Origin of the sequence: Neochlamydia sp. AcF95 (assembly GCF_018342455.1) — a bacterium.
Classification (GTDB): domain Bacteria; phylum Chlamydiota; class Chlamydiia; order Chlamydiales; family Parachlamydiaceae; genus Neochlamydia.
In genome coordinates, this window is the sequence record NZ_JAEMUC010000072.1 from 23,516 (window position 1) to 40,171 (window position 16,656).

General features: G+C 38.2%; 9 protein-coding genes. 1 reads left to right on the top strand and 8 read right to left on the bottom strand.

The genetic code is table 11. From position 1 onward, the window contains the following. Positions 1 to 540: 540 nt before the first annotated feature. From NEOC95_RS08630 to NEOC95_RS08640, 3 genes are all read right to left on the bottom strand, one after another. A complete protein-coding gene (locus tag NEOC95_RS08630; protein WP_213152516.1) occupies positions 541 to 1,809 on the bottom strand; it encodes an NAD(P)/FAD-dependent oxidoreductase in 1,269 nt (422 codons plus the stop codon). A gap of 112 nt (positions 1,810 to 1,921) precedes the next feature. Continuing rightward, positions 1,922 to 3,013 (bottom strand): cytochrome-c peroxidase, encoded by a 1,092-nt coding sequence (locus NEOC95_RS08635; RefSeq protein WP_249270213.1) that lies wholly within the window; start codon positions 3,011 to 3,013, stop codon positions 1,922 to 1,924. A gap of 764 nt (positions 3,014 to 3,777) precedes the next feature. Beyond that, positions 3,778 to 4,857 carry a class I fructose-bisphosphate aldolase gene (locus NEOC95_RS08640; RefSeq protein WP_213152517.1) on the bottom strand — a complete coding sequence of 360 codons (1,080 nt, stop codon included), beginning with the start codon at positions 4,855 to 4,857 and terminating at the stop codon, positions 3,778 to 3,780. A 231-nt stretch (positions 4,858 to 5,088) separates the two neighbouring features. Between NEOC95_RS08640 and NEOC95_RS08645 the strand changes: the two genes are divergently transcribed. Then, entirely contained in the window at positions 5,089 to 6,804 is a 1,716-nt protein-coding gene (locus tag NEOC95_RS08645) for a PP2C family serine/threonine-protein phosphatase (protein WP_213152518.1), read from the top strand. A 721-nt stretch (positions 6,805 to 7,525) separates the two neighbouring features. Here NEOC95_RS08645 and NEOC95_RS08650 read toward each other — a convergent pair. From NEOC95_RS08650 to NEOC95_RS08670, 5 genes are all read right to left on the bottom strand, one after another. After that, complete coding sequence (locus tag NEOC95_RS08650; RefSeq protein ID WP_213152519.1) at positions 7,526 to 10,630, bottom strand: efflux RND transporter permease subunit; 3,105 nt, start codon at positions 10,628 to 10,630, stop codon at positions 7,526 to 7,528. A 17-nt stretch (positions 10,631 to 10,647) separates the two neighbouring features. Then, positions 10,648 to 11,460, bottom strand: a complete 813-nt coding sequence (locus NEOC95_RS08655; RefSeq protein ID WP_213152520.1) for an efflux RND transporter periplasmic adaptor subunit — start codon at positions 11,458 to 11,460, stop codon at positions 10,648 to 10,650. Between the two features lie 14 nt (positions 11,461 to 11,474). Then, entirely contained in the window at positions 11,475 to 12,728 is a 1,254-nt protein-coding gene (locus NEOC95_RS08660) for a TolC family protein (protein ID WP_213152521.1), read from the bottom strand. A gap of 378 nt (positions 12,729 to 13,106) precedes the next feature. Continuing rightward, positions 13,107 to 14,093 (bottom strand): C39 family peptidase, encoded by a 987-nt coding sequence (locus tag NEOC95_RS08665; protein ID WP_213152522.1) that lies wholly within the window; start codon positions 14,091 to 14,093, stop codon positions 13,107 to 13,109. A 1,190-nt stretch (positions 14,094 to 15,283) separates the two neighbouring features. Next, positions 15,284 to 16,501 carry a DEAD/DEAH box helicase gene (locus tag NEOC95_RS08670; protein WP_166155654.1) on the bottom strand — a complete coding sequence of 406 codons (1,218 nt, stop codon included), beginning with the start codon at positions 16,499 to 16,501 and terminating at the stop codon, positions 15,284 to 15,286. Positions 16,502 to 16,656: the final 155 nt, after the last annotated feature.

A 16,656-nucleotide genomic window follows, 5' to 3' on the forward strand; every position in this document is an offset into this window, starting at 1 on the left:
CTTTACTTTGAAGATCCTCCTAGCCATTGCAAAGAATAGACATTCTGGCTTCTGTTAAGTGGGAAATGCCAGCTTGCTCGCGTATTATATAGCTTTTAGGCCGATAAACTACCTTAGAAAAAATAGCAGAGGTTGCAGCGATTAGGTAGTTAATCGGCGAATGCTGGGATGCCTTAAAAGAAGGAATACATGACTCTTGAAATTAAGTTCTTAGCGAAGCTGACATTAACATATAATGATTTTTTGGTAGTTCTAACTTTTTTCTCTTTACTATGTCATAAATTAAAAGAGGCGAAATTTCATATTTTGTATGTAAAAGCTTTTAAAAATATGAACTTTTTGAAAGGCATCTCTTGCAAAAAGCTAGCCGTCTACTGAAATGCATCATAGTGCATAAAACACTTATGGAATTACTGTTTAAGGAAGCTTTTTAGTAGGCCTGTAACACAGCACAACTCTGTCTGGCACCATTGTTTTTAAAACAAAGATAAATGCGCTTCTATTTATTCCTGCAGTTTTATTTAAAATTTAAAGTTTTTATCAACGGATCGGTTCATCTTTATCAGTTAGGGGACGAGTAATAAGCCGTATGCACCGCTGATTACGACAATATAAATAAAACCAGTTGAGCATGACTACTAATCGATTGGCGAAGCTGATAAGGAAATGGATATGGATAAAACACCATGCTAGCCAGGCAATAAAGCCTGAGATTTTTAATTTTCCTACTACGGCTACGGCTTTTGCTTTTCCAATGGTTGCCATCATTCCTTTATCGAAGTACTTGAAAGGCTTTCTTTGTTTGCCACAAATATTCTTTTTTATTAGCCTGGCCACGTAATGGCTTTGTTGAATAGCAACAGGAGCTATACCCGGCAAAGGAAGACCTGCTGTATCTAAGAGAAAAGCAGCATCGCCAATCACAAATATCTCGGGATAACCAGGAACGGATAAATCATTGTTGACATGTATTCGTCCGGAATGATCTTGCGCGACTTCTAATGTATCCAATAAAGGAGAAGTTTGGTTACCAGCCGCCCAAATGACATTACGGCTGTCGATAAACTTATCTCCTATTCTTACTCCTTCAGAAGTTATTTCTGTTACCCTGGTTTTTAAAATTATTTCTACTCCCAGCTTTCTTAAATCTTTAGCTGCTTTTTCGGCTAAATCTTTAGGGAAGCTAGAGAGTATTTGTTCAGAGCCTTCAATCAAATAAACACGTGCGTGCTCAGGGTTAATATGACGAAAATTATGGATTAAAGAGGTATGAGCAATTTCAGCAATGGCTCCTGCCATTTCTACTCCTGTAGGACCTGCACCTACAATTACGAATTGTAAAAATTTTAAGGTTTCCTCAGGTTTGGTGCATCTTTCGGCTCTTTCAAAGCTTAAAAGAATGCGTTCTCTAATTCTTATGGCATCTTGCAAAGTTTTTAAGCCAGGGGCAAATGCTTCCCATTCTGCATGTCCAAAATAGGTATGCTGAGAGCCTGGAGCAAGGATTAAATAGTCATAATGGTAAGTTTCCCCATTCTCTGCTATTACTACTTTTTTTTCTTTATCTACGGCGGTAATGTTGGCTAAAAGCACTGTTACGTTCTCTTGTTTAGAGAAGATGGTACGAATAGGTGAAGCAATATTAGCTGGCGATAGTGCAGCACTGGCCACTTGGTATAAAAGGGGTTGGAAAAGGTGGTGATTAGTTTTATCAAGTAGTAAGACCTCTACTGCTGCTTTTTTTAAAGCTTTAGCAGCATTAAGGCCACCAAATCCTCCTCCCACAATTACAACTTTTGGCTTGCTCATGCTTATAACCTTTTTAATCATTTTTTATTATTGGAGGACCGAATAAATCAACTAAATTTTTTCAATATTTTTGCCTTATTGAACTTCTCAAAGCAGGCTCCTAGAAACATTATTATTGAGGAAAAGTCGAAGGCGCTTGAATGTGTTGCCAACCTTCACCATCGAGGGCTTTTAAGAAACTAAGGAGAGCTTTCTTTTCTTCTTCTTTAAGCTGCAAGGGCTTCATCAAAGGATGCAGGTTAGGATTAGGCGTGCCTCCTTTATCATAATACTCAATCACTTCCTCTAGGGTCTTGAGGCTTCCATCGTGCATATAAGGGTGATTGCTAACTATTTCTCTGAGGATAGGCACTTTAAAAGCTCCCCAATCTTTATCTTTTTTTGTTATTTCATACCGTCCTAAGTCTGGCTTAGAAGAAGCCATCCCTATCCCAATGTTAGCAAAATCTCCGCTGCTAAAATTAACCCCATGATGACAATCAATGCATCCTTTTGATAAGAATACTTGATAACCATTCACTTGCTCAGTACTCATGGCTGATTTGTCACCTTTAATGTAGCGGTCATAAGGCGAATTTCCCGATAAGAGGGTCCGTTCAAATGTAGAGAGGGCTTTGGCAATATCATCTATTGTACACTCTTCATTGTTGAAGACTTTTTTAAACAGAAGGCGATAGCCCGCAATGTTTTTTACACGTTCTTGGCATTGCCAATGGGCCTCATGAGGGTTATCTGCTAAAGTCATTTCTTTAGGATTGGCAATAGGCCCTTTACTTTGTTCTTCAAGCGTTTTAGCTCTACCGTCCCAAAATAGTAAAGGTTGATAGGCTGAATTGATAATGGTCATGGAGTGGCGGCTGCCGTACCGTCCTTTAATTCCTATAGATACAGGTCTGCGGTCTGAAAAACCTTCAGAGGGCGCATGGCAGCTTGCACAGGAAACAGTTCCATCTGAAGAGAGCCTAGTATCAAAATATAAAAGCCGTCCTAACTCTGCTTTTTTTGCATGGTATGGATTATCTTTAGGCCAAGGAATTTCAGGTAACCCATAAGGAAGGGTAAGTTTTTGAGGCTCGGCCAAAAAATTCATCTTCGAGGCATCGCTGACATTCACTTCACTCCATACTACACCCATCCAGAAAAAAGCTATCCATGCTATCTGCGCAAGCTTCATACCCTCTCCATTCTCTCCATAAAACTGCATTTTGCATTTTAAAGCTCAATTGTGCAAGATTAAATACTTAAGATATTAATGCGTAAAGGCTTAATGATTATAAAAGTAGATAAATTAGATCGAAAATCTGCGTTAATAGGCATTTAATCACATAATCTAACTCTAAATTCTTTTACTCTTTGAAGGCAATTCACTAATAATTTTATTAGGCTACAGCTCTTCTTGCTAATGAGCTTAAGCATCGAGTGTCGATAAAACTAGATATAAATCCAACCTTTAAGCTTTTTAGAGAAATGTAGTTTTTTAAGCTTTTGGCTAGTTTTTTATGCGTCATGGATTTTAAAAACTAGATTGCAAAGTAAAGAGGAGATGAGTAAGGAGATCAAAAGGGTGGGCATAATTTTTTTACCGCATCAGACTATATAATAAAGGCTTTTTTCCTCTTAAAAGCTCTTTATTTATCATGTAGATTTACTTAAAGAGCGGATAAAAAGCTGAAAAAACTCAAAAATTTGTAATCAAATTAGGCGATACTAATCAACTTGCCTATCAAAACATGTGGGAGAAGTCTATGCATAAAAAGCCATAGACTTTTCATTAATAAGCAGAGTTTATTGAAAGCCAATTCGCTAAAAAATTTTTCGTAGCGCAAATTTAGCTCCATCCAATCCTTTTCTAATCTTCTTTGATGCTTATCTCTTTAAGGTTTATGAGGGTGCAAACTATTAAATATCTTTTTATCTTTTAGCCTTTTCGATAACTTAAATTTTTCATGATCTTTTTTAAACTCTTTGCTAGGCAATAGTAATAGCTTTGTTTAGATAGACATCTTGTATGGCATGGAAGATTTTTATGCCTTCGTCAAGAGGGCACTGAAAAGTTTTACGTCCACTGATTAAGCCCATTCCTCCGGCTCTTTTGTTAATGACAGCTGTACGAACCGCTTCTTCCAAGTTTTTTTGCCCTAGAGAAGCTCCTCCTGAATTGATAAGCCCCACGCGACCACTATAGCCATTTAATACTTGATAACGGCAAAGATCGATAGGGTGGTCAGTACAAAGGTCTGTATACATAGCTTCAGCATATTTACCGTAGCTGCCTTTCTTATCTTTATTTAGAGCTTTATAGCCACCATTATTAAGAGGTAGTTTTTGTTTTACAATATCTGCTCCAATGGTTGCTCCTAGATGATTGGCCTGGCCTGTGAGATCAGCACTCTCATGGTAATCTATACCATCGACTTTAAAAGCTGGGTTACGTAGATAACACCAAAGAATGGTAGCCATTCCTAGCTCATGCGCCTGTGAAAAAGCCTCGCTAATTTCCTTAATCTGACGATGACTTTCTGGGGCACCAAAATAAATGGTGGCACCTACAGCCATTGCTCCCATATTCCAGGCTTGCTTAACATTTCCGAAAAGAATTTGGTCATATCGGTTAGGATAGCTAAGAAGCTCATTATGATTGATTTTTGCTATAAAAGGAAGGCGATGTGCATATTTTCGTGCGACAAGCCCTAATGTTTCTAAGGTGGAGGCTACCGCATTACAGCCGCTTTCTAAAGCTAATTTCATAATATTTTGCGGGTCAAAATAGATAGGGTTAGGAGCAAAAGTAGCGCCTGCTGAATGTTCGATACCCTGATCAACAGGAAGGATAGAAAGATATCCTGTTCCTCCTAAGCGCCCATGATTAAAGAGCGCTTGAAGGCTAGCAAGCACGCGTATGGGACGATCACTAACACCATGAATTTTACTTAGCCACTCTGGCCCAGGCAAATGAAGTGCCTCTTTGGAAACTTTTTTACATTGGTAGTGGAGTAAAGAATCAGCTTCAGCTCCAAGAAATCTTTCAATATCAGCTATTTCAAGCACAGCAAACCTCGCAAGTATTAGTTATAAAATTCATCCTAAATAATCAGACAAAAATATGCTAGTAAACTTCCTTCAAATAATAAAAAAATGAAATCAGAAGATTTTTACCAGGCTTTTCTACTTAAGCTTCTTCCTGGTTAATAGAATTATTAAGGGATGGCATGGTTATTGCATAATTATTAAAAAATTTTATTTATAAGATGATTAAGTGATAGCATTTAGGAGGAGAATATGAATATCTTCAATAAAGAAAAATCCCCTATCCATAATAATTGGCAAACCAATCGTCTCTATAATCAACAAGAGGTTCAGAAAAGCTCCTCTTCTAATCCTCAAGCAATTCCCGGCACTTCTCTTACCCATCCTCAAGTGATAGTAAGAACTAGTCAGTTGCAAAAAAATATAGAAGTAACACCAAAAGCTACGGATCAAAGAAGTTCTATTAACACAGCAGTAATCCGAACAACAGTACCACAACAAACCCCTAATCGTGAAAAGCTTAGAGAAGTTCTTAATCGAGCTAATCTTTCTATCCGTACCGAAGATAAAGAGAAGCATCCAAAAATTTTAGCTGATTTAAAGACAGCGATTGAGCAGCATCGCCAAGAAATCAAAAAAGGAGGAATTCTAAGACAGATCCAACATCTTTTTAGTAAAACTTTTGGATTTTCTATAACCGTTAAAGCTGAACAGGCGTATGAAAATTTTTTCAATAGCCTGAGTGCAAAAGATCAAGAATACACACAAGACATTTATTTTAAAAAAATAGGAACAAATGAGGATAACGGCTCGCAAGGGTTAAAGCTATCCTCAGATAAGTCACGGGTGATGTATCATGAGAGTACAGTTCCTGTTAATGAATATAAGGTTAAAGGCTCCCCAACTGAACAAATTTTTAGAAACATGGATAGAGGGGCAGCAGGGCAGGTGGATGGAAAAAATTACGGGATAGTTTGTGATGGTTCTTCCTCAGGTGAATATGTAATGAAAGCGGCCCAAGCTTTTACTAAAAGCATGGAAGCATTCATAAGAAAGGGCAGCTTTAACAAAAACCTTGAGCCAACTGCATTAGAAGAGCTAACGAAAGAAGTTTTTGTAAACGCCTCAAAATCTGTCAAGGTAGATGATAATACTTATGCAAAGGCAGCTACAGCTGTATTTGCAACTTTTTCGGATATTCCTGATCGTAGGGATATTTATCTAGTCAATGGAGGGGCCATTGGGGACACAATAGCTGTTAGTGTCAATCGTGCTCAAGGCACCGCAAAGCAGCTCAACACGATTACTAAACAGAATCCTATGGATCATGCAGATTCGGGAGGGGCCCTTCAAGTAGGGGAAATGCAAAAAAGTGATTTAGAGAAAATTTCAACTTTTTCGGCAGAAGTAAATCATGATGATGTCGTTATCTTAGCCAGCGATGGCCTTGCAGATAATATTTATGCAGGAAACCTAGAAGGGCTTTCTCCTGAAGAGGGGGCAGCAGAGGTAAAAAGGCAACTAGAAGTGATTCTCCCTCTCATTATCTTTAGTTCGAAATTTGACCAATCTTTAGAAGAGTTAAAAAGTGAGGGGCAGCCCTGGCTAGATAAAGATCCTCCTACTTTGCCAACAGCAGAGGATTTAAAGGAATTTACAAAAGATGAGGTAATAGACACCTCTATCGATAACGAGAAAATTGCCCAGCGTCTAAATAATTATATTAAGTTTATCACAGACCCTCAACATCAAGTGGTTACACAAGCAAGAGATTTACAGCAGCAGATAATAGAAATTCACAATAAGATAAACAGTTCTTCAGAGGAAGAAAACGCTAATGCTTGGAAAGCCCAGCTAAAAGAGCTAGAGGAAAAATTAGAAATGGTAAAGCAGCAAATTAGGGATCCTAAAAACGTAGCAAAAACCGATGATAGCCTGCTGGTCATATTATCTCCTACAGGGGAATAAACAGGTCCTTAGAGTGAAAAGGTAGGGGGGATGTGCAAGATACAAGGTTTAAATCGGATAGGTAATAAAGCCTATAGCCGACCATAAGATGATCAATAGAAAGCTTGTTTATCATGAGGGCCATCCCCACAAGCAGCTTTTACACTCTTTGGCAGCTTTGGTATCATTAGAAGAGCGTGAAATGGATAAATCATAAGCAGCTTTAATCATCAAGGTATATAAGCTAGCTTCAAGGGGGGGGATTTTGAAAGTCCCTTCTTTCCTGTACTTTTATTTTCTCTCCCGTCCTTTAATAGCTACATCCGGCATGAATTTATACTTCCTTTTTTGCTTTAAAATTTTGTTATAATCGGGCCGATTATGTATGTGGTAAGCAAGCTTTTTTTGATGGTTGAGTATAATTTTGTTTTTGCAAACTATATTTTGTAGCTCATATGTATTAAAGAGTACTCATATTGCATACGCTTCTTAACATTTATGCCACAACGTCACTACTATACTTAAAAATTTTTTCGAAAAAACATTTTTAAAATCATGAGACAACCTTTTTTTTAGCTATTTCCTTATCCGCTAACTCACGTTGTTCTAGACATCAATCCATGGCGGTTTTTTTAAAGCATACACCAGCTTATCAATCTTTCTGCAGAGATAAGATATGGGAGTAAGGTAGATTTTATTTTCCTAAGTAGTATTAAAGGAGTAAGTATACATAGATCCTTGTTTAAGAGCTTTTTGCTGAGCGAGTTTTGCGTTTACAAAGTTTCTTAAAAAGCTGGCTTGTCTTTTCAGGTAGATCTTCGGCAATCAAATAAGCAATGGGCACTATAATCAGGGTGAGTAGCATAGAGGTTGAAAGGCCGCCAATGATAGCCATCGCCATAGGAGCTTGAGATTCAGAGCCAGGCCCATGGCCAAAAGCAATAGGTAGCATTCCAAAAATCATGGCCAAGGTTGTCATTAGAATAGGGCGTAACCGAGTAGGACCCGCTAGCATTATAGCTTCTCTTCTATCCATACCATCGCGTGTTCTTAAAGTGTTGATATAGTCAACAAGTAAAATGGCATTTTTTGTTACCAATCCTAGCAACATGATAATGCCTATAATTGTAAAGATGCTTAGGGTCATATCCGTTATGAGCAGTATTCCTAAGGCTCCTATGATAGAGAAGGGAAGCGATAGCATGATAACTAAGGGTTGTACAAAACTCTCAAATTGAGAAGCGAGAACCATATAGGTAATGACTACGGCCAGTAGCAAAGCCAAAATTAAATGCTGAAAAGATTCTTTCATCGATTCTGCAGCGCCTGAAAAACTTGTACGGTAGCCTAAAGGCATTTTTATCTGGGATATAAAACTATTTATTTCGTTAATGGCCTCGCCAAGAACTTTTTTTCCTTCTTGTAGGTTACTAAAAACCGAAATAAATCTTGCCCGATTATAACGATTAATCTGGACAGGCCCACGCTTTTCTTTAATATTGACTAGGCTGCTTAGTTTGATTAAATTTCCTTTACTATTTTTTACAGAAAGCTGGAGGATATCTTGAGGTTTGCTACGGAATTCTTCATTTAGCCGCAAGCTGATATTATAACGCTCTCCATTGCTACGGAATTTGCTGACCTCTAAGCCGCCAACGAGAGCTTTAATTTCCTGAGCGATAAAGATAGGTAGGACCCCTAGAGCAGTTGCTTCATCACGCTTAATAGAAATTTCGATCTCAGGTTTGCCTTTTTCATAGGATGTGTCTACATCCACATAACCAGGAGTTTCTTCTAAATGATTTTTGATCTGATTAGCAATCTGGTCAATCTTTTCAAGGTTTGCCCCTTTGATATCTAGTTGAATGGCAGCATTTCTTCGACCACCCCCCGCTATAGCGGGAACAGGTTCTATACTTGTTATAATATGAGGTAAAGAAGACAATTTCTCACGAGCAAACTTCATCGCTTCTGCTTGGCTTAAAGAGCGGCTTTCTTTATCTGTCATTTTGACATATACAGTGCCTTCATTTACTCTATTAAAACTATCGCTTCCTATAGTAGTGAAAGTATATTTAACCCATGGTTGCGGAGAAATATCTTGAAGGATTTTTCTTATGGCCTCATCCGTCACGGCTAATGAGGAACCTAAAGGAACGTTGACTTTGATAAAAAACTCACTGCGATCTTCTAAAGGAATAAATTCAGAGCGAAGGTATTTTCCTAAAAATAAAGTGCCTATAAGTAAGCTAATGGCTAGCAGAAGAGTGGTCTTACTGTACTTGAGAGCTTTCGATAAAAGGTTTGTATAAACTCTGTCTAAGCTATCAAGAGCTCTTTCTATCCCTAATGCTAGCTTGCCTGTGGATATGTGTAGAGTAAGAAAACGAGAAGCAAGCATGGGGGTGAGAGTGAAGGCAACAAAAAGGCTAATTAAAACAGCAAAGGTTACGGTGATACCAAATTGGTAGAAAAAGCGGCCAATAATGCCTTTCATAAAGGCCACAGGCAAAAATACAGCAACGATAGACATTGTAATAGCAAAAGCAGCTAATCCAATCTCTTGAGTACCTATCGCTGCAGCTTCTTTAGCAGATTTCCCCCTTTTTAAATGGCGATAGATATTTTCTACGACTACGATAGCATCATCTATTAAAATTCCAATCGATAAAGACAGAGCTAGCATGGTCATATTGTTTAGTGTAAAGCCTACCATACGTAAAAGAATAAAAGTTGAAATAACGCTGATGGGAATTGCTAAAGCGCTAATCATTGTAATCTTTAAGTCTCTTAGGAATAAGAAAACGATGATGACTGCTAATAGGCCTCCAAATATTAGGTGAAAATTAATATCTTCCATAGAATGTTCAATAAAGATGGACAGATCTTGCGCAATCTCTACATTAATGCCTTGAGGTCTTAGCTCTTGCCGGATCTCTTCAATAGTTTTTTTAAGAGCCTGGGCTACATTCACTGTATTTGTGCCAGATTGCCTTGTAATAAGAAGAGCAATAGCTTGTTGATGATTTAATCTAGCTAAAGTTCTTGGCTCTTCCCACCCATCTTCAATATGTCCTATATCAGTAAGTGTCACAGGATAACCATGGCGGTAAGCAACAACAATATCCTTCAAATTTTTTATCTCTTCCCACTCAGCCTTTGTTTTAACAGCCAATTCGTGCGAAGAAGAAGATATACGCCCGCCTGGCAGCTCAATATGTTGGGCTTTAAGGGCATTAGAAATATCTTGCACGGTGACAGAAAATCCTTCCATTTTATAAGGGTCCAAGGAGATCCAAATGGTACGTTCTTGTTTACCAATAAGTTTAATTTGACCTACTCCGGAAACTTGTTGAAGCCTATCTTTTATGCTCTTATCTGCAAGGTAAGATAATTGCTGAATAGGTAAATCTCCAGAAACAAGGAGAGCCATAATAGGAGCGGAATCAATATCAAATTTTCCTATCACTATCTCTTGAAGATCGCTTGGTAGCTCTTTTCTAATTGCCCCTAACTTAGCTTGTATTTCTTGATAGGCAATATCAATATTTTTTTCTAAATCGAATTCTACCACTATCTGGGATACCCCTTCAGCGCTAGTTGAACGAAGATGCTTAATAGAGTTAAGGGTAGCGACGCCTTCTTCGATAACCTCGGTTACTGTTTTTTCTATGCTTTCAGGGTCGGCACCGGGAAGAGATGAGATAATGGTGATGATGGGAAAGTCGATTTTAGGATAAAGATCCACGCCCAGCTCTTTATAGGCAAGTAACCCAAAAATTACTAAGCCAAAGGTAATCATAGAAATAAAAGTGGGTCGCTTGATCGATAGGTCAGACAAAATCACGGTTTGTTTTCCTCAAATTAAAGGTTATTTGCTACTTGACCTGCTTTAATGATTACTCGGGCAAGAGATCCGGGACGAATTTTATAATCACGGTTATCAATGATGGCGCGACACCGCAATGAATGTGTAGTTTCGTCTAGGTTTGGATAAAAAAGGTCTATTTGAGCGTGAGGGTAATCTAGATGGGTTCCATCAATTTCAAAGCTAACGGGAGTACCCAAGCTTAGGGTGGATGCATACACTTGCGGAATAGAAAATTCAAGATAAAGAGGATTTAAAGCTTGGATTTCAACCATGCTGGTGACGGGTTGCACGGTAATGTATTCCCCTACATCTACAAGTTTTTTTGTAATAATTCCTTCAAAAGGAGCCTTAATGGTAGTTTCTTCCCAATATAACTGAGTACGCTTTAAGTCTTCTTGAAATTGTTTTACATGGATAAGAGAATGATCGTATTTGCTTTTGGCTTCTTCATATTTTTTTAAAGGGATAGAAGGTAATTGTCCATCTGGTCTTTCCCATAGCTTTTGCATGCGGAGAAAATTTTTCTCGGCATCAGAAAGCTCCACTTTAGCTCCTTCTAATGCCGCTGTTTTTAGCGCTAATTCTATCTCGTAATAATTTCTATCTAGTTGAACTAGAGGCTGGTTTTTTACTACTTTGTCTCCCACTTCGACTAAAACTTTTTCCACTCTTCCTGATACCTGGGCTCCTATTAAGCTTTTAGAAGAAGGCTGTATATGTCCTATCGCGCAGATTTCTTCTCCTCTTAAGGCACCTTGAATTATTAATGTCACAAAAAGAAAATGAACAAATTTATTTCTCATCATGCTTACTTCCTTGCTTATAAAAAATTGAGGCCGACAGCATAAGCCAGATCGGCTTTAGCTTTATAATATTGGCAGAGCGTTTGATAATAATTATGGCGTGCGTGTAGCAGTTTTTCTTCATCTATCATAAGATCTTCATTGGTGATAAGGCCTTCAGCAAAGTGGTTCTTTACCAGATTTAGATTGTATTCAGCAACCTGGATAGCTTTCATAGCAAGAGGAATCTTTTGAATGGCATTCTCAACGCTAAAAAAAGCTGTACGTATGTATAATTCCATATCTTTTTCTGCAGCGATATATTGCTGTTCCAGTTCAAGCATCTCTTTTCTTAAGCGTCTAAGCTTTGCCCATGTAGCTCCCCCATCATAGAGAGATAAGTGGATACCTATGCCCGCATCGAAACCATGCCTATAGGGGAGAGCATAGTTATCGGAGGTGCTATAATTCGTATAGCCATAAATGGAAGGGTAGAGCTTTCCTTTCTCGGCTGTAAGGATAGAGCGAGCGGCTTTAATATCTGCTTGTAGAGCTTTTAAATGAGGATGATTGCTGCGTGCTTCTTCTAATAGCTGGTTAAGGTTTGCATAGTAAGGCATCGGCTCAAGTAGATCTATAACTACCGTTTGCCGATCTAAAGGGTATCCAATTAAGCGATTTAGTTGGGTAGCTGCTATTGATACGTTACTCTGAGCTTGTAATAAATCTTGCTGCCTGAGAGCTAATTCTAATTCTACTACTAAAATTTCATTTTCATGAATAAGACCTTGTTCTGCAAAATCTTTGCTGATCCGTAATTGACCTTTTAAAGATCGGATGGATTCTTTAATGATTAAGATAATTTTTTGTGCTTCTGCTAAAGTAAAATAGGCATGATTGGTAGCGTGTAAAATCTTTTGGCGAGCTGTAGTCATCTTAATAAAAGATGACTCTTCTCTACTTTTCTGAGCATTAATAGTGTGGGTTGAATGCCCAAAGCTGTAGAGAGGAATAACAAGAGAAACTCGAGCATTTTTCGTGCGTTCTTGATGCCGCACCCTCTTCAAATTTCCCTTTGTAAGAAAGTCTATTTGTGCGGTCATCTGGGGAAGGTGTAGGCCGTAAGCTTCGCGGGTACGGTCTTTCTCAATCAGAGCTTTAAGCTCGGCAACCGTTAGCGTCTCGCTATGGTTTAGGGCTAGATCACAACATTCTTCAAGCGTTAAAGTACCATATATAGAAGAAAATGTTACGAGTAAATAGCATACAAGCACCTTGAAGATAAGCATCATAATATTCCATGCAATTAGAAATGACCTTAAAATATTAGGAAATATTAGAAATAAACTTACATTATTCACAAGAAAAATAATTGAAAATAAAATCATTGGGCGGACGAACGTAGGCGCGATTTTCCATGAAAATGCGTGAATGAGCTTTTAATGTATGTTTGAAAGGTTAAGGGTTTTATCGAATTTATACGTTTTTCATCTACTCTTTATGCACTTACATACTTTATAAAGCCCTTTTTGCTAAGCATAGGGGGATCTTTCAGAAGGTGAGGCATGCAGGCTAAGTTTTTTTAAAGCCTATTATTATTTTTCTGAGAATGTTTGAATGAGTAGATAAGGTGATTGATTTTAGAAGAAGTGGCTTATTAGATCGCTTGTTTATCTATAAAATAAATAAGCTATTCCTTTTCTTCTGTTCCAGGCTACTAGAAAATCTTTGAGATTATAGCTTACCAGGGTGCTTTGATCAGTAGGAAAAGCTGGGTCCATGCATAGTACTTGCTGCTTTTCTGCTTCATAACCTTTGACCACAATTAAATGGCCCGAGCTATAGGGGGAGGCACTACCCATTAAAGGGCCTTTTATACTCACTACCACGGGAAAGCCTCTGCTAAGATTCTCCATAATTTGATTAAAATTATTTAGCCTGGCGACATAGCTATGCCATGAGGGGCCGAGAAGATTAGATGCCTCAGCAGTATTCAAGAGCCAATTTCCATAAATATCAAACGCTGAGTCTTTAACATGATCGGCAAAAGTTAGAGCGGATAGATGGAGACCTGGTGACAAATAATTAATTACAGCTGTTGTTGAGGTAGGCGAACAAAGTCTCATATGGCGTTCATCAGGCAATGTAACTTGAGACAATCCCTTAACATTTAGATTAATAGAATGATGTGCGGCTAAATCAAAACTAACCTTATGCTCTTGAATATTAGTGAAACTGGCATGTAGCGTACGCATGTTTTTCAGTAGAGAGCTTTCGCTGCAATCCACTCTAATTTTAAAGCCTGTAGCTTTTTTCTTGCCTAATGGCTCAGCCACATCCTGATAAGTTTTACATGAAGAATTTCTAGGATGACAGTTAAAGGTGTATTGGTGAGAGGATCCCCAATAAGCATAGTTGAGCCAGGGGGACCATTTATTGTCTGTTAATAAGCTAACCTTAATTAAATAATAGCCATATTTAGGTCGTTGAGCGTCCCAGGAGACGATGAGTTCATTAAAGGGAGTAAGGCCTGTTTGTTCCCATTCAATGTTTCTTCCCTGCCATTCTTTTTGATCAATCTCCTTATGGAGAGTTTGACTCGCTTGCAAAGGCAAAGACAGCAAACTTCCAATCAATAATAAAAGCATGGTAACCATAATAAAAACTAATAAGGTTTTAAAGAAATTTAATAAATAATAAGCTTATACGATCTTAAAAAATTATTTGCAAGTAATTCTTAATCGGGGTGGCTTTATTTAAATAAAAAGGGGCGTGGCAGCTTAAATGATAAAAAGTGTAAGCAAGAATTGCTTTTCAACCTTTAAGAGCTATAAAGCTTAGGCTCCTAAAAAGCACTTAAGAGGCATAGCTCTTGTGATTCCTATAGCGTAAAGACTGATGGCAAAGGAAAGTAGAAAGTGCGGTAGCATAGCAATGGCAATCGAAGAACTTGGAGAGGGGTTCACCTAGCCCACAGGGGGATTAGGGAGTTAGCAAAAAGCCTAAAACCCAATGTTTTAGCGGCTAGCTGGATGATTTTTTAAGCTATTAAAAAGTGTAAGTGCTGCTTATGAGGATGGCATGCAGAACAGACGAGTTTTCAACGGATCGTTAGGTGCAAGCTAGAGCTTTTGCAAAGCCTCCTAGGAGAGAACAAAAGCTAAAGCAAGGACAGAGACAAGCTTTACACGAAAGAATAAAAGAATGCTTCAAAAGTTATTCAAGGCTTTTGAGAAAACGATGAAGGTAGGCAGCTTTAAAAGAAGTATGGCGGCTATTGCATAAGATGGCCTGCCGAAAGGTGATGTACCATTTTAAAAGAAGCTTAAGAAGAGGTTGTTGCTTTAGGAAGCTAATTTATATAAGTAAGTAGAATTATAGGCTAAATTGTAGGCTTTGAAGTGGAGAAAAAACAGGGAATGGCCCAAGCATGATGGGCGCTAACCAAGATAATAAAACTTAGCATAGCTTTTCCCTTAAAAGACATGCTACTAGATTGTTAACGCCACAAAGGCAAAGAAAACTACATTCTTAAACTTATGAAATGGCCAAGAGTTTTAAACAATCTTTGCGTAGTTAGCTATTAATAATACGCTTTTGAGCTACTCCTATCTACTCCTATACTTCATAAAATCCCTTTTGTTAAACAGAGAAACATCTTTCAGAGGATGGAGTAGGCAGGCGAAGTTTTTTCTAAAGCGTATAATTTCTTTAATTTTAGGCTTGTATAAAAAGATATTTATTGCTTGATAGAGCCTAGGTTAGCAATAAAGTAGGATGAACTATAGAGAGGAAAAGCTTTTTAAAAAGGAAGGGTTACGCTAGGAAACCCTCACTTCTAGCTTCTTTAATAGCGCTGAGCACGCTTAAAATGCGGTTTGAATGGCCTTTTTTGCTTAAACGATGAAGAAGGCTTGCTAGGCTTTGATTTAGGCTCCATGCCAGCTATCACTGAAGGCGTAATTGTATAACCAGTAAATTGCTCAATTTGGCGAACAAGACGCATGTCTTTAGAAGCTGCAAATGAAAGTGCAATACCTTTGGCCCCTGCTCTTCCTGTCCTCCCTATACGGTGCACATAATCTTCTGCATTAGTAGGAAGGTCAAAATTAATGACATGGCTAATTGTTTGTACATCGATACCGCGTGCTGCTACATCGGTAGCAACCAACACTCTTATCTCGCCATCACGCAAACGCATGATTGTCTTTGAACGCTGCCTTTGATTCATGTCTCCATGCAGGGCTGCAGCAGGGTGTCCATTTTCATAGAGAATATCAACAAGCTGGTCTGCAAAACGCTTGGTTGCCGTAAAAATGATAGCTTGGTTAACGGATGGATCATTTAATAAGTGATCCAAAAGGCGGCTTTTATGATGCATGTCGTCGACGAAATGAAGTCTTTGTTCAATGTTTTCATGGCGAGAATTTTCAGAAATCACGCTAATTTCTATAGGATTATTCATTAAACGATTGGAAAGATTTAATACATTTCCTTTAAGAGTAGCAGAGAAAAGAAGGGTTTGCCTTTGTTTAGGAATAGCTGCCGCTATTTTCTCCACAGGTTCGATAAATCCCATATCAAGCATACGATCTGCCTCATCAAGAACAAGCATTTCGATCCGATTAAAATTAATACGACCACGGCTCATATGGTCAATAAGTCTTCCAGGCGTTGCCACTAAAATTTCATAAGGACGCGAAAGCTCACGGTTTTGTAGAGGATAAGGAGCTCCTCCGTAAATGCATACTGTTTTTACTCTTGATAAATTTGCACTAAAGCGTCTAGCTTCTTCGGCCACTTGCATGGCTAGCTCGCGCGTAGGCACTAAAATTAATATGCGTGGTCCTTGCCCAGCAAGCGCAGAGGGGGTAGTTAAGCGGTTTAGAGCAGGTAAAAGGAAAGCGGCGGTTTTGCCGGTACCCGTTTGAGCGGATGCGCGCAAGTCGTAGCCGGCTAATACTTTCGGGATAGCTTTTAATTGGATAGGGGTGGGAGTTGTAAGCCCTTCATTTTCAAGAGTTTTTAAAATCCCAGCATGTAAATTTAATTCGCTAAATGTCATGTACTTCAACTTTTGGTTAGGTTTAAGCAATTATCATAGCAGAAGCCTTAAATAATTGATATCTATTTTAACAAAATTTTTAGAAAATTTTTATGTATTTTGATTAATTGCATTTTTTTATTTTAGAAATATATTTAAGCTGAAATTCAATTATT